The organism is Streptomyces sp. CO7 (assembly GCF_053474865.1).
On the sequence record NZ_JBRIOU010000002.1, the window covers coordinates 185,609 to 200,036 of the forward strand.

A 14,428-nucleotide genomic window follows, 5' to 3' on the forward strand; every position below is an offset into this window, starting at 1 on the left:
GCCCCCGACAAGCAGAGCTGGAGAGACAGTGCGTCCCGAAGACGTCTACATACGGGGGACCTCCACCCGGCTCCCCTCCCGCATCATGCTCGCCGACGCCGTCGCCTCCGGCGCGTGCCCGCCGGGGACGGCCGCCGCCACCGGCATGGAGTCGGTGGCGTACTCGCCCGACGAGTCGGCCGCCGAGATGGCCGCCGCCGCGGCGCGCACCGCGCTGGCCCGGGCCGGCAGCGACGGCGGCGACGTGGACCTGCTGCTGCACGCCGACACCTACCACCAGGGCCAGGACCTGTGGCCGGTCGCCTCGTACATCCAGCGCGAGGCACTGCGCAACAGCTGCCCGGCCGTCGAGATCCGCCAGATGTCCAACGGCGGACTGGCCGCCCTCGACCTCGCCACCGCCTACCTGACGGCCGGCCACGGCCGCGGTGACGCCCTCCTGACCACCGCGGACCGCTTCTGCGCGCCCGGCATCGACCGCTGGACCACCGACCCGGGCACCCCCTACGCCGACGGCGCGACCGCGCTGGTGCTCTCCCGGCGCGGCGGCCACGCCCGCCTGGTCTCCCTCGCGCTGCACGCCGACCCGGACCTGGAGCCGCTGCACCGCGGCGACGACCCGTTCACCACGGCGCCGTTCGGCCACCGCATGCCCGTCGACTTCGAGGCGGCCAAGAAGGCCTTCGTCGGCCGCACCGGTCTGTCCTACGCGATCACCCGTGCCCACAACGGCCAGCAGACGGTCATCAAGCAGGCCCTCGCGGACGCGGGCTCCGACCTGGCGGAGGCCGACTGGGTGGTGCTGCCGCACTTCGGCCGCCGCCGGCTGACCGCCATCTACTACAAGCCGTTCGGCATCGACCCCGCGCGCACCACCTGGGACTTCAGCCGCGGCGTCGGCCACCTCGGTGCCGGTGACCAGTTCGCCGGGCTCGACCACCTCGTCTCCACCGGCCGCGCGAAGCCCGGCGACCGGGTGGTCCTGGTGAGCGTCGGCGCCGGCTACAGCTGGGGCTGCGCCGTCGTCGACGTCCTCGAGCGGCCCTCCTGGGCGTCGCAGGACCCCGCCCGCTGACCTCTCGACCCGGTCGCGGTCCCCGGCGGTCCCGTTCCCGGACCCACCGGCGGTCCACCGCGGCTCCAGTTCCGCTCCAGCCGTTCATGCCAGCCTCGAGTTCCGCCCTTTGGCGGACCGTCCGAAGGGAGTGTCACCGTGGCACCCACCGCTGCGTCCGAGACCGAAGCACTGCACGTCACCGAGCACACCATCACCGTGGCCGCGCCGGCCGACACCGTCTACGCGCTGGTGGCCGACGTCGCCGGGTGGCCGCAGGTCTTCGGGCCCACGGTGCACGTCGAGGTGCTGGAGGAGGCCCCCGCCGAGGGCGGCGAGCAGCTCCTGCGCATCTGGGCGGTGGCCGGCGACCGCGTCCGCACCTGGACCTCGCGCCGCGAACTGGACCCGGCCGCCCGCACCATCACCTTCCGCCAGGTCGTCACCGCCGCGCCCGTCGCCTCCATGGGCGGCGAGTGGCGCCTGCGGGAACTGGAGGACGGCACCACCCACGTCACGCTGCTGCACGACTACCGCGCCGTGGACGGCGACCCGGCCGCCGAGGAACTCATCGAGCGCGCCGTGGACGGCAACAGCCGCGCCGAACTCCTCGCCCTGAAGAACACCGCCGAACTCGGCGACGCACGCGAGGAACTGCACTTCACCTTCAGCGACTCCGAGACCGTTTTCGGCGCGGCAGGCGACGTCTTCGCCTTCCTGGACCGCGCCGACCTGTGGCCCGAGCGCCTCCCGCACGTGGCCCGCCTCGACCTCACCGAGGACGGCACCGGCATCCAGCACATGGACATGGACACCGCGAGCCCGGACGGATCCACCCACAACACCACGTCGGTGCGCGTGGTGTTCGAGGACCGCAACGTGATCGTCTACAAGCAGCTCAAGGTGCCGGTCGCGATGAGCGGCCACACCGGGCGCTGGGTGATCGAGACCCTCGGCGACGGCAACGTGCGGGCCACCTCCTGGCACACCGTCACCCTCGACCCGGAGGGCGTGCGCACCGCGCTCGGCCCCGAGGCCACCCTCGCCGAGGCCCGCGCGCTGGTGCGCAAGGCGCTGGGCACCAACAGCTCGACCACCCTGAAGCACGCCAAGCGGTTCGCGGAGGAAGCGCGTGCCCGGGCGTAGGCAGGAGACCCCGCTCACCGTGATCAACCGGTTCACGGTCCGGGGCGACACCGGACGCTTCGAGCGGGCGTTCCGCGAGCACTCCCAGTACCTGCGGGGCCGGCCCGACTTCGCCTTCCTGGTCACCGTCCGGCTCGTCGAGCGTCCCGACGTGTACGTGCACCTGGGGCACTGGCGGACCACCCGCGGCTTCCTGGACACCGTGCACGAGGACGACTTCCACGGCTACGTCAGGAAGCTCGGCCCCATGGTCGACGCCGAGGCGGACCAGGCCGTCAGCGAGGGCCGGGTGCTGCGCGGGGAGGCCCTGGTGGGTGCGGAGAACGTCGTCCTGACCCGGGCCAGGACCTTCGGCGGCAGCGACTCCTCCGCCTTCCGGCGCCTGTTCGCCGAGACCACGGAGTACTTCGCCGGGCTCGACGGCTTCGGCGGCAGCGACCTGCTGCGCTCCACGCTGCACCCGGGCACCTGGACGGGCGTGCACTGGTGGCGCGACACCGGGGACTGCGAGCGGGCGCTGGCCGGCCGCGGCCACGTCTCGCTGCTCGCCCGGATGCGCAACACCGCCGACGTCGAGGTGGAACGCACCCGGCACGTCGCCTACGAACGCCTCCTGTCCTGAGGCGCGCACCTCGCCGGAGCCGAGGACCCGACCGTGCCGGACACGGCCCGGGGGCCTCGGCTCCGGCGCGTCCGGGACGCGAGCCCGCTTCGAGCGGCCGGGCGCAGGCTGTCGGCATGGCGAATCCGATGCGTATCGAGGTGGTCCGGGGCCGGCCCGACGCGGCCGAGCTGGCGGCGGTCACGGCCGTGCTGCTCGCCCTGTCGCGCCGCGCCGGCGAACCCGGCGCGCCGGCCCGGCCGGCGTACGCCGGCTGGACCGTGCGGAGCGACGGCCACCGGCCCGTGCCCGCGGGGACCACGCCGTGACCGGGAGCCCGCGGCAGGACCGCACATCCACGCGCGGCGGAGCCCCCCTCGACGAGAGCGCCGAGGGACAGGCACTCCGCCCGCCGACAGCAGAGCCGGCCGCCGCCGCCCGTCCCGGAGGACGGGTGCACGGCGGGGGAGGGGGAGACGTGAGCGTTCACCGGACGTTGACGGAGCACATCCGGGCCCAAGCGGTCAGGACGCCGGACCGGGAGGCGCTGATCCTCCTCACCGAGCACCGCGGCGGCCTGCGGCCCAGGACGATCACCTACGCCGCCCTCGACCGCTCGGTGCGCGGCCTGGCCGCCGTGCTGGCCCGGCACGTCCGCCCGGGCGAGAGGGTGCTGGTCGCCCACCGCTCGCGCGAACTGTTCGTCACCGCGTTCCTCGCCTGCCTCCACGCGGGCGCGGTCGCCGTCCCCGTGGCCCCGCCCGACGGGCGCGGCCACCACGACCAGCGGGTCGCCGGGATCGTCCGGGAGACGGCCGCGGTCTGCGTGCTCACCTCCACCGACGAGGCCGGCGAGGTGTCGCGGCTGCTCGCCCGCACCGGTCACGGCGAGGTCGTCTGCCTGCCCACCGACGGTCCGGCCGCGGACGCCCCGACCGCCGTCGGCCCCGGCTCCGACGAGCCGTCCGCGCCGGACGCCGACGCGGTCGCCTACCTCCAGTACACCTCCGGCTCGACCCGCGACCCGCGCGGCGTGGTCGTCACCCACCGCAGCCTGCTCGCCAACCAGCGGGCCATCCGGCAGGCGCTGGGCACCCGCGAGGGCGTCCGGGTCGGCGGCTGGCTGCCGCTGTACCACGACATGGGCCTGGTGGGGCAGCTGCTGCACCCGCTGTGGCTCGGCGGCACCGCCGTCCTGCTGACCCCGGCCGCCTTCGTCCGGCGCCCCGCCAACTGGCTGGAGACCATCTCCCGTCACCGGATCGCCGTGAGCGCCGCCCCGGACTTCGCGTACGAGATGTGCGTGCGCCGCGTCAACGACTCCCAGCTCGCCGGCCTCGACCTGTCCTGCTGGCAGACCGCCGTCGACGGCGGCGAGCCCATCGACGCCACCACCCTGGCCGCGTTCGCCGAGCGGTTCGCCCCGGCCGGGCTCGACCCGCGGGCACTGACGCCCTGCTACGGCCTGGCCGAGGCCACCCTGATGGTCTCCGGCTCCCGCGAGGACGGCGCCGCACCGCTCCCCGTCGACGCCGTGGCCCTGGAGAGCGGCCGGCTCGAAGAGCCCGCCGGCCAGGTGCGCCTCCTCGCGCACTGCGGGCCGCCCGCCTCCGCCGACGTGCGGATCGTCGACCCCGACAGCCACGCCGAGGTCCCCGACGGCCACGTCGGCGAGGTCTGGGTCAGAGGCGCCGGCGTCGGCCCCGGCTACTGGGCCCGCCCCGCCGAGACGACCGCCGCGTTCGGCTGCCGGATCGCCGGACAGGGCGGCGGCGGGTACCTGCGCACCGGAGACCTCGGCGCCTTCCACGACGGCCTGCTGTACGTCACCGGCCGCCTCAAGGACATGATCGTGGTCGCCGGGCGCAACCTCTACCCGCAGGACCTGGAGCGCACCGTCCAGCAGGTCAGCGGGGTGTTCGGCGCGGCCACCGCCTTCGCCGTGCCCGGCGCCCGCGAACGGATCGTCATCATCCAGGAGATGCGCGCCGGCAGCCGCTACGACGTCGACCTGGCCGCTCTGGCGGCCGCCGTGCAGCAGCGCATCACCGAGGAGTACGACGTGCGGGCCGCCGCCGTCCTGCTGGTGCGGCCGGGCACGGTCCGCCGGACCACGAGCGGCAAGGTGGAGCGGGCCGCGATGCGCCGCCTGTTCCTGCGCGGCGAACTCGCCCCGCTGCACCAGAGCGTGGAACCCGAGGTCGAGCGGCTGCTGGTGGCCGGGGGCGGGCGGTGACCGGCGCACCCGAACGCGCGGCGGCCCTGGAGCTGGCGTTCGGCGCCCTCGACGACCCGGACAACCCGCTGGGCGCCGCGGCCCTGCTGGCCGCCGACGCGGCCGGCGAGATGCTGCCCGAGGCCGAGCGGGTGCTCGACGACTTCGGGCTCAACGCCGAGTTCGTCCCCGCCGACGTCGGCGGCCGGCTCGAGCGGATGGACCACCTGGGCAGACTGCTGCGCCCGGTGTTCCGCCGCGACGCCTCCCTGGGCTTCGGCTACGGCCTCAACTGCTTCTTCGCCGCCGCCCCGGTGTGGACCGCCGGCGACGAGGAGCAGCGCCGGCACGCCGCCCGGCTCCTCCTGACCGGCCGGCGCATCGCCGTCGCCCGGCACGAGGTCGCCCACGGCAACGACTTCGTCCGCGACGAGTTCACCGCCCGGCCCGTCCCCGGCGGCCTGGTGCTGGACGGCAGCAAGTCGGCCATCGCCAACGCCTCCCGCGCCACCGGCCTGGTCGTCTTCGCCCGCACGGGCGCGGCCGCCCGCGGCCGCAGCCACAGCGTCCTGCTGCTCGACCGCGACGAGCTGCCCGCCGACCGGGTCACCGACCTGGCCCGCCGCACCACCACCGGCATGCGCAGCGCCGAGTTCGGCGGACTGGCGATCACCGACTGCCCGGTGCCCGCCGACGCGGTGCTCGGAAAGATCGGCGACGGCTACGAACTGTCGCTGCGTTCCTCCCTGCTGATCCGCGGCCTCATCCCGTCGATCGTCCTCGCGGGCGCCGACACCGCGCTGCGCACCGTGGTCCGCTTCGCCGTCCGCACCCGCGCCGACGGCCGCTCCTCCCTGGACGTGCGGCACGTGCGGGACGTCCTCACCGGCGGCTTCCTCGACCTGCTGGTCATCGACTGCCTCGCCCTGGTCGCCACCCGGGCGCTGCACCTGCTGCCCGGGCAGATGAGCGCGTACGCGGCGGCCGCCGCCTACCTGGCCCCCAAGCTGGTCGCGGAGAGCATGGACGAGATGTCCTCCGTGCTGGGCGAGGAGACCTTCGCGCAGGACGGCGCGTACGGGATGTTCCAGAAGCAGCGCCGCGACCTGCCGGTCACCTCCCTCGGGCACGCCGGCAGCGCCGGCCGGCAGGTCAGCATCCTGCCGCAGCTGCCCTACTTCGCCCGGCACGCCTGGTTCGCCGACCCCGAACCGCCGCCCTCCCTGTTCCGGCACGACGAGGCGATCCCCCCACTCGACCTCTCGCAGCTGGTGCTCCTCGGCGACGGCGACCCGCTCGCCGCGACGCTGGTCGCCTGTACCGACCTCCTGGAGGCGGCCCGGCCGCCGTGCGACGACGGCGGCCCCGTCCTGCGGTTCCTGGTGCGGGTCCTCACGGGCGAACTCGCCGAGCTGAAGAAGGCGTTCGAGGACGTCGCCGAGGGGGACCGCGAGGCGCTGTCCAGCCCCCGCAGCTTCGGGCTCGCGGACCGCTACACCCTCGTCCTCGCCGCGGCGGCCTGCCTCGGGGTGTGGCGGGAGGAGCGCAGGGCCCCCACCGGCCCCGCGAGCGCCTTCATCGCCACGCCCGCCTGGATCACCGCGGCGCTCTACCGCCTCGTCGAACGCCTCGGGCTGCCGCTGCCCGACCGTCCGGAAGGGCAGGAACGGCTGGTGCTCGACGAGGTCGTCGCGCGGCTGCACAACCGCCGCAGCTACGACCTCTACGCCTCCCGGCTCGCCTGACCCCCCGTCCCCCCGCAGAGCACGTCAGGGAGCACCCCATGAAGGACCAACCACACGAAGAACAGGACGACTTCGCCGTCGCGCACCGGGAATGGCTGAGCGAACGCGTCGCGCACTACATCGGACACCCCGTCGACGACAGCGTGCCGCTGGCCGAGGAGGGCTTCGACTCGGTGGCGGCGCTCAGCCTGTACGGCGACATCGAGGAGGAGTTCGGAGAGCTCATCGAACCCGACGACGTCCGGGCGTACCCCACCGTGCGCCGGCTCGCCGAGCTGCTCGCCATGCGCGGCGCGGGCCGGGACGGCCACCGGGTGCGGACCGCGTTCGTCTTCACCGGACAGGGCTCCCAGCACCCCGGCATGACCACCGGCCTCTACCGCCACTCCACCGGCTACCGGACCTTCCTGGACGAGGCGGACGCCGCCGTCCGCCCCTGGACGGGACGGTCCGTGGTCGAGCTGATCCTCACCGGCGACCAGGCCGTCCACCGCACCGCGCTGACCCAGCCCGCCCTGTTCGCCGTCGGCTACGCCCTGGCGCGCACCCTGGAGGAGGCCGGGGTGCGCCCGGTCGCCGTCCTGGGCCACGGCATCGGCGAGTTCGCGGCCGCCGCCGTCGCCGGCGCGCTGACCCTCCCGGACGCCGCCCGCCTGGCCTGCGCGCGCGGCGCCCTCATGCAGGAACTGCCGCCCGGCGGCGGCATGATGGCCGTCTGCGTCACCCCGCACGAGGCGGCCGAACTCGTCGCCGAGGAGCCCGCCGCCGGCATCGGCGCCGTCAACGCGGCCAAGTCCGTGGTGCTGTCCGGCGACCGGGCCGCCCTGGCCCGCATCGAGGGCCGGCTGGCGGAGCGCTCCGTCCGCTGCCGTCACCTGGCCGTCTCGCACGCCTTCCACTCGCCGCTGATGGCCCCGGTGGTCGCCCCGTTCGAGGCCGAACTGCGCCGGATCCGCGCGGCGGCCGCCCGGGTGCCGTTCTACTCGACGGTCCACGGACGGCTGACCACCGAGCCGCTCTACACCTCCTACTGGAGCGAGCAGATCACCGCGCCCGTCCGCTTCGCCGACGCGGCCCGCGGCATGCTCGCCCAGCAGACGCCGACCCACGTCGTCGAGATCGGCCCGCGCGCGGTGCTCACCCCCTACCTGCGGCGGATGGGCGGAGGCCCGCGCGGACCCGTCTGCCTGCCGGTGTGCCAGGGACCGGAGAGCGACGCCGTCGACCTGGCAGGGGTGATCTCCGCCCTCGACGCCGGTCCGCTGGCCGCGGCCCTGCCGGGAGGCACCCGGTGAGGGGACGGACCGGACGCCCGCTGGAGGCCGCGGACCCGGACGGCCCCTGGGACGAGGCGCGCGCCGAACTGCTGCGCACCGGCACCGTCGTGCTGTACGCCCGGATGGGCCCGTGGCTGCCCGACGGCGGCTCGGAGGCCGACCTGCGGCGCCGGCTGGGACGCGACTGGCGGCGCTACGAGAGCATGGGCCGGGCCCGCTCGCGGGAGCGGTTCGCGGCCTCGCGGCTCATGCTGCGCTGCTCGGCGGCCGCGGTCCTCGGCACCGCGCCCGAACTGGTCGACCTCGCCTACCAGCCGGGCGGCCGCCCCTATGTGCGCGGTTGCGACCAGATCGACGTCAGCCTCAGCCACACCGAGGACGTCATGGTCGTCGGCATCACCCGCCGGGGCCGGATCGGGGTGGACGTCGAGCGCGCCGACCGGCGTCTGGCGCACACCGGCTCCGAACGGCAGGCGTGCACCCCCTACGAGAAGGCACGGCTGGACGCGGGCGGCGAGGAGACGCGCAACGCCACCATGGTGCGGCTGTGGACCCTGAAGGAGGCCTACAGCAAGGCGCTCGGTCAGGGACTGCGCTTCCGGTTCACCGAGTTCGGCTTCGCCCTGGACGACGCCGCGCCGCGCCTGGTGCGGCCCGACGGCACACCGGTGCCCGGCGGCGAGTGGCAGTTCGGCACCTACCCGGCGGGCGCCGGATTCGTGCTGAGCGTCGCCGTCTGGGACGCCGGGTTCGGCGACCTGGCGGACCTGTCGGTGGGCACCATGCTGGACGACGGCATGCTCGACGCGCTGCTCGGCGCCGGCGGCCCGGCGCGCGGCCCGGCCCGGTCAGGGCAGCCAGCCGGCCTCCTCGGCGATGCGGATCGCGTCGATGCGGTTCCGGGCGCCCAGCTTGCCGACGATGGCCGTCAGGTAGTTGCGGACGGTGCCCTTGGACAGATAGAGGCAGCCGGCGATCTCGGCGGCGTCGGCGCCCCGGGCGGCGAGGCGTAGGACCTCCAGCTCGCGCGGCGACAGCGGGTTCTCCGGCGAGTCCCACGCCGTCAGCGCGAGCTGCGGGTCCACCACCCTGCGGCCGGACGCCACCGACCGGACGGCCAGCGCGAGCTGGTCGGGCGGCGAGTCCTTGAGCAGGAAGCCGGACACCTGCGCCGACAGGGCACGGCGGAGCGTGCCCGGGCGCCCGAGCGTGGTCAGGATCAGCGTGCGGCAGCTCGGCAACCGCTCGTGCAGCTCGGCGGCCGCGGTCAGCCCGTCGATGCCCGGCAGGTCGACGTCTATCACCGCCACGTCCGGCCTGCAGGCCAGCGCGGCCTCGACGATGGTGTCACCGCGGTCGACGGTCGACACCACGTGCAGATCCGGCTCCAGCTGGAGCAGCGCGACGAGCGCGCCCCGGACCATGTGCACATCCTCGGCAAGGAGGATTCTCACCGACAACATCCTTACCCCCGGTCAGATGACTGTCATGCCACTGCGGTTCTCTCCAGGCGGGCCGGCTCGAACAGCAGCGACTCCGCGTCCTCCTCCGGACTCTGGGGCCGCAGGGGCGCCCATACCTCCAACAGGAACCTGCCGTCGTCCCGGAGTCCCGCGGACAGCCCGCCGCCGATGGCGGCCAGCCGGCACCGCAGGTTGTCCAGTCCGCTGCCGCCCGAGTGGTCCGAGAACATCCGGCCCTGTTCGTGCGGGTGGTCGTTGGTCAGGCGGAGGCGGACCGTTTCGTCGTCCGTCTCCGCCTCGATGGCGCACACCCGGACCCGGCTGTGCCGGAGGATGTTGGTGACGCCCTCGCGCAACGCCGTCGCGAGGACCGTGTCGACGACCGGGTGCAGCCGTCCGCACTCCACCTCGACGCGCGCCCGTACGTCGGCGGCGGCCAGCACCGTGCCCGCGGACTCCGCCTCCTCGGACAGCGACATGTCGCGGTAACCGCTGGAGACCAGGCGCACGTCGGCCAGCGCCTGCCGCGCCACCTGGAGCACCGAGGTGATCTCCCGGCGCGCCGCCTCGGGACGGGTGGTGATCAGACGCTGGATCAGCTCCCCCTTCAGGGTGATGGCCGAGAGGCTGTAGCCCAGCAGGTCGTGCAGGTCGCGGGCGAAGCGCAGGCGCTCCTGCGCGACGGCCATCCGCGCCAGCTCCTCGCGGGTGTCGTGCACCTCGCGGACCAGGTCGGTCAGGCGGGTCAGGCCGTAGATGACCAGACCGGTCAGCGTGCCGGCGAGGGTGTAGTAGACCACCAGGTCGAACGGGGCCCCCGCCAGCAGGTTGTACACCGGGATGAACGCGATCAGCGCGCCGTAGCTCGGCCAGGCGTAACGGGGCGGCAGGGTCAGCAGCAGGGAGGCCGCGAGCGGCCCCTCCATGCTGCCCCAGCTGACGCCGAACCAGATCAGGGGCGCGAAGGTGAGCACCGCCTGGAGCCCGAGCATCAGTGCCTTCCGCGAGGAGGGCCATTGCCGGGCCCCCGGCGAGGAGACAGCGAACTGCACCCCGAACAACGCCAGCACGAGGGCGACGCAGACGGTCAGTTCGCCCACCGGGGGGCTGGTGCGCACGACGTTCAGCACGGTGATCGTGCTGTACAACAGCAGGGCCACGACGATGATCGCCTGGGCGAGCCGTGGAGCCGGTGCCTGCGTCCGGGGTGAGACCCGAACGGCGTTCCTCGTCGGCATCGCCGCCTCCTAGCCAGGGATCCGTGATGGCGGACGCATGGTAAGCCGCGAGACTGGCCCCAGGCCAACAGTGCGCGGTCACTGCCCGAATCAGACAAACAGGGGGATCGGGTTGATTTCCCCGTACGGAGTCGGGCGCGGCAGCCTGCCGAGGGCAACCGGAACCTCGAACAGGCGACCGGGGGCGAAACGCGCCCAGAAGTGACGCATTCCGGGAATGACGACCTTCACCACAGGTAGTCCCACGTCGGGACGGGTCTGATCCAGGACGAGCATCTCCATGCCGCGGTCGCGCACGAGCTTCTCGGCGAATTCGACGTCCTCGCGCAGGTCCTCGCGGTGCGAAAAGGAATAGGACGCGGGGGTGCGCGGGGCTTCGGCCGGATCTTGGCGAAGGTATGGCTGATTCTCCACCGTCGCCCCGTGCCACCAGCGGGTCAGGTCCACGTCGTCGGACACGAGATCGGCTGATTCCGCTTGTGCAGGCAGCAGTTGGGCGGCCTCGGTGACCGCCCTGCGCAGCGCGAGCCGCGGGTCGAAGTGGGCGCCGAACCCGAAGGAGATGCCCTGGACCGGTCCCGAGGAGCGTCGGGTCACCGCCGCCATGACCGGGATGCCCAGGTCGGCCGTCAGGTCCAGGACCCACAGCTCGCGGCCGAGCCGCTCGTAGGCGAGGCGGGTGCGGGCCAGCCACGGCTCGTCGAAGGCGTCGAGGTCCACGGCCGGCTGGCGGGTGCGGTTGTACCACCACAGGGCCACCGCGTCGCGTTCCACGAGTTCCAGGAACCCCTGGACCACGGCGTCCTCCGGGCTGCTGCCGGCCGCGTTGCCGTTGGAGTCCGCCCACGGCGCCGCGGCGACGCCGCCCGGGGGCGGGCCGAAGTACAGCATCGAGGTGGGCAGCAGCCGGTGGGCGCCCGCGGTCAGCGACCACACCGGCGTCCAGTCGACCGGCGCGTGCGGGTCGAACGGCGGGGGGACCTGCTGGAACTGCGCGTGCACCGGGTTCCAGAGGTGCCGCTCCGCGAACTGCCGGTCGGCGTACAGCTGGCAGGCGTTGGGGTGCAGGGCCGCCTCGCCGAGCCCGGCGAGGGAGTCGCGCACTACGGGCTCGTCGCCCTGGCGCGCTCCGCAGTAACGTTCCAGCGCCTCGCACAGCGCGCCGACCTCGGCCTCCTCGGGCGTGGTGCCCTTGCCGCCGCTGCGGCCGCGCAGGCCGCCCCGCAGACCGGCCAGCGAACGGCTGTCGCCCAGGGCCAGGTTGCGGCCGGCCAGGTAGCGGTTCAGGCCCTCCGGCGAACCGGGGGCGGGTCTCAGCTCCGAGACGATCCCGGTGACCGGGTCGGCCAGGTGCCGGTAGCGCGCCAGCACCGCCGCCGCGCTCAGCGAGCGGTGGTTGCCGCCCACCACGCCCGCCTTGGGGCTGGAGGCCGGCACGAAGGGCCGCCGCACCTGCCGGGCGACCAGCCGCGGGTCCCCGCAGACGGGGCACTGCGGACGGCGCGACACCGGGTGCCGCTCGGTGGCCAGGGTGCGGGTGTCCAGGGTGCACACCGCGCGCTGCCCCTCGTACCGCATCCCCGCCACCCACTTCGCCGCCTCCAGCACCGCGGTGTGCAGGCCCAGCGCCCGCACGGTGGCGAAGGAGACCTCAGGGACCGGAACCGTCCCGTCCAGCCCCAGGGCGTGCAGCACCGGCGCCGTCGAGGTGCGGTGCTGGCGCAGCCGGTGCGCCAGACACGCCCAGCAGGCGGCCCCGTCCTCGCCGAACACCGGGCCCACCCAGGTCTCCGCGCCGGACGGCTTGGCCGGCAGCCAGACCCGGCCGGCCGCCCGGTGCCAGGCGTCCACCTCGGCGAGACGGGGGTCCAGGTAGTCGTCGCACAGGACGAGGGTGAGGGCGGCCTCCTCGCCGGGCTCACCGGCGCCGACCACCCGCAGCCCGGCCGCCCGGCACTCGGCCTCCGCGGCGGCGGGGTCCCGGCGGCCGCCCAGGTCCACGACCCGCACCGCGTTGAGGCGGAACGAGGCCGACGCGCTCCGGGGGTTCAGTCCCGCGAACTCCCAGTACGCCTCGGCCGCCGCGTCCGAGGCGGGGTCGTGGTAGCCGACCAGGTCGGCCCGCGCCAGTTCGGCGATCACGCGCGCCGCGGTGGCCGGCGGCACCGTGGCCGCCGCCTCCCGCAGCACGCCCGACAGGGTGCGGGTGCCGTCCAGCAGCGCCGCGAGTTCCTGGACCTCACGGCCCTGCAGCGCCGTCGTCCCCCGCTCCGAGAGGAGGTAGACGGCGTCGCCGTCGATGGCCTCCACCCGCAGATGTCTCTTGAACCCCACCGGCAGCTCCGTGCCGGTTCCCCCGTCGGCGATGGTCATGCAGGCGCCGCCCCGGCATCACCGGGAAGCGGCGCCATGATGGTGGCGCAGCCGTAGCAGCCGCCGGCCGCGCCGGAGCCCGGCCGGTCCAGGTGGTCGATGACCAGGGTCCGGCCGATGCCGCCGTCGGCGAGGGAGGCGCCGAACGCCTCCGCGAAGTCGTCCCCGTACACCGGCTCCGACGCCGCGAACCCGAACTCGGCGAGGACCGCGACCGGGTCGCTCGTGTAACGCTGCGCCAGCTCGGGCTCGAGGCCGGCGCGGGCGGTCAGCAGGGCGAAGCGGTGATCGCCGGTCAGCGGGAGCGCGCCGGCCCCGGAGACGGCCGGCGCGGAGAGGTGCGTGACGGTGTTCATGGTGATCCCCCTGTGTTGGGTTCGGACTCACGAAGCTGCGTTCACTTCCCGATGGCCAGGATTCTGGTGGGCGCCGTGCCGGACGGCACAGTGCCGACGTCACCTGCGGGGCATGACATTTTCACGCCCGTCCACGTGACGCGCTCACTGGGACTCGAACGCCGCAGGTGCGAGGCTCGCCGCAGACTCCGCAGCCCGTGCAGGGCCCACCCAGGGACTTGCCGTACGCACCGAAGGAGGGCGTGAACATGGAGATCCAGGTCCTGGGACCACTGGCGGCCCGTGAGAACGGGGTGTCCGTCGTCCCCACCGCGGCCAAGCCCCGGCAGATCCTGTCGCTGCTCGCCCTGCAGGCCGACCGGGTGGTGACCGTGGCGACCCTCATGGAGGAGATATGGGGGGAGGACATCCCGCGCAGCGCGGTCACCACCCTGCAGACGTACATCCTCCAGCTGCGCCGCAAGATCGCCGCCGCGCTCGACGGCGACCCGACCCGCCGGCCCAAGGACGTCCTGGTCACCCAGCACGGGGGATACCTCCTGCAGGTGCAGCCCGGCCAGGTCGACGCCCACGAGTTCGCCCGTATCGCCGCCGCCGGACGCGCCGCCCACGAGGCGGGCGACCACCGCACCGCCTCCGAACTGCTCGGCGGGGCGCTGAGGATGTGGCAGGGCTCCGCCCTCGTCGACGTCCGCGTCGGCACCGTTCTCGAGCTGGAGGTGCTGCGCCTGGAGGAGGACCGGATGGCCGCGCTGGAGCGGCGGATCGACGCCGACCTGCGGATGGGCCGGCATGCCGAGATCGTGCCCGAACTGCGTGTGCTGGTCGCCCGGCACCCCATGCACGAGAACTTCTGCGCCCAGCTGATGACCGCGCTGCACCGGGCCGGCGGGGCCTGGCGCGCCCTGGAGGCCTACCAGCGGCTGCGCGGCACCCTCATCGACGAGCTCGGCCCCGCGC

General features: G+C 74.5%; 12 protein-coding genes and 1 pseudogene. 9 read left to right on the forward strand and 4 right to left on the reverse strand.

From position 1 onward, the window contains the following. Window positions 1-28: 28 nt before the first annotated feature. The 8 genes and pseudogenes from ACOV8S_RS02750 to ACOV8S_RS02785 all read left to right on the forward strand — a co-directional run. Window positions 29-1,075 (forward strand): ketoacyl-ACP synthase III family protein, encoded by a 1,047-nt coding sequence (locus ACOV8S_RS02750; protein ID WP_448315911.1) that lies wholly within the window; start codon window positions 29-31, stop codon window positions 1,073-1,075. 138 nt (window positions 1,076-1,213) lie between these two features. Next, window positions 1,214-2,200, forward strand: coding sequence for an aromatase/cyclase (locus ACOV8S_RS02755; protein ID WP_448315912.1), 987 nt, complete (start codon window positions 1,214-1,216; stop codon window positions 2,198-2,200). Next, window positions 2,187-2,822, forward strand: a complete 636-nt coding sequence (locus ACOV8S_RS02760; RefSeq protein ID WP_448315913.1) for an antibiotic biosynthesis monooxygenase family protein — start codon at window positions 2,187-2,189, stop codon at window positions 2,820-2,822. The genes ACOV8S_RS02755 and ACOV8S_RS02760 overlap by 14 nt, the downstream gene beginning before the upstream one ends. A gap of 116 nt (window positions 2,823-2,938) precedes the next feature. After that, window positions 2,939-3,130: an acyl-CoA carboxylase subunit epsilon gene (locus tag ACOV8S_RS02765; RefSeq protein ID WP_448315914.1), complete on the forward strand. Its 192-nt coding sequence runs from the start codon at window positions 2,939-2,941 to the stop codon at window positions 3,128-3,130. A gap of 149 nt (window positions 3,131-3,279) precedes the next feature. After that, the gene (locus ACOV8S_RS02770) at window positions 3,280-5,037 is read left to right on the forward strand and encodes a fatty acyl-AMP ligase (RefSeq protein WP_448315915.1); all 1,758 of its coding nucleotides are present in this window, start codon (window positions 3,280-3,282) and stop codon (window positions 5,035-5,037) included. Next, the gene (locus tag ACOV8S_RS02775; RefSeq protein ID WP_448315916.1) at window positions 5,034-6,761 is read left to right on the forward strand and encodes an acyl-CoA dehydrogenase; all 1,728 of its coding nucleotides are present in this window, start codon (window positions 5,034-5,036) and stop codon (window positions 6,759-6,761) included. The genes ACOV8S_RS02770 and ACOV8S_RS02775 overlap by 4 nt, the downstream gene beginning before the upstream one ends. 38 nt (window positions 6,762-6,799) lie before the next feature. Next, window positions 6,800-8,056: an acyltransferase domain-containing protein gene (locus ACOV8S_RS02780; RefSeq protein WP_448315917.1), complete on the forward strand. Its 1,257-nt coding sequence runs from the start codon at window positions 6,800-6,802 to the stop codon at window positions 8,054-8,056. Window positions 8,057-8,421: 365 nt separating this feature from the next. Further along, window positions 8,422-8,718: pseudogene (locus ACOV8S_RS02785) on the forward strand (4'-phosphopantetheinyl transferase family protein); the annotation flags it as partial. A 168-nt stretch (window positions 8,719-8,886) separates the two neighbouring features. On the opposite strand, the gene ACOV8S_RS02790 reads toward ACOV8S_RS02785, so the two are convergent. The 4 genes from ACOV8S_RS02790 to ACOV8S_RS02805 form a co-directional block, all read right to left on the reverse strand. After that, window positions 8,887-9,501 (reverse strand): response regulator transcription factor, encoded by a 615-nt coding sequence (locus ACOV8S_RS02790; RefSeq protein WP_351113202.1) that lies wholly within the window; start codon window positions 9,499-9,501, stop codon window positions 8,887-8,889. Between the two features lie 23 nt (window positions 9,502-9,524). Continuing rightward, a complete protein-coding gene (locus tag ACOV8S_RS02795) occupies window positions 9,525-10,739 on the reverse strand; it encodes a sensor histidine kinase (protein ID WP_448315918.1) in 1,215 nt (404 codons plus the stop codon). Window positions 10,740-10,829: 90 nt separating this feature from the next. Further along, entirely contained in the window at window positions 10,830-13,112 is a 2,283-nt protein-coding gene (locus ACOV8S_RS02800) for a TOMM precursor leader peptide-binding protein (RefSeq protein ID WP_448315919.1), read from the reverse strand. After that, complete coding sequence (locus ACOV8S_RS02805) at window positions 13,109-13,468, reverse strand: hypothetical protein (protein ID WP_448315920.1); 360 nt, start codon at window positions 13,466-13,468, stop codon at window positions 13,109-13,111. The genes ACOV8S_RS02800 and ACOV8S_RS02805 overlap by 4 nt, the downstream gene beginning before the upstream one ends. A 248-nt stretch (window positions 13,469-13,716) precedes the next feature. On the opposite strand from ACOV8S_RS02805, the gene ACOV8S_RS02810 reads away from it, so the two are divergent. Beyond that, window positions 13,717-14,428 (forward strand): AfsR/SARP family transcriptional regulator (locus tag ACOV8S_RS02810; RefSeq protein ID WP_448315921.1); only part of this gene is annotated, 712 nt, incomplete at its 3' end.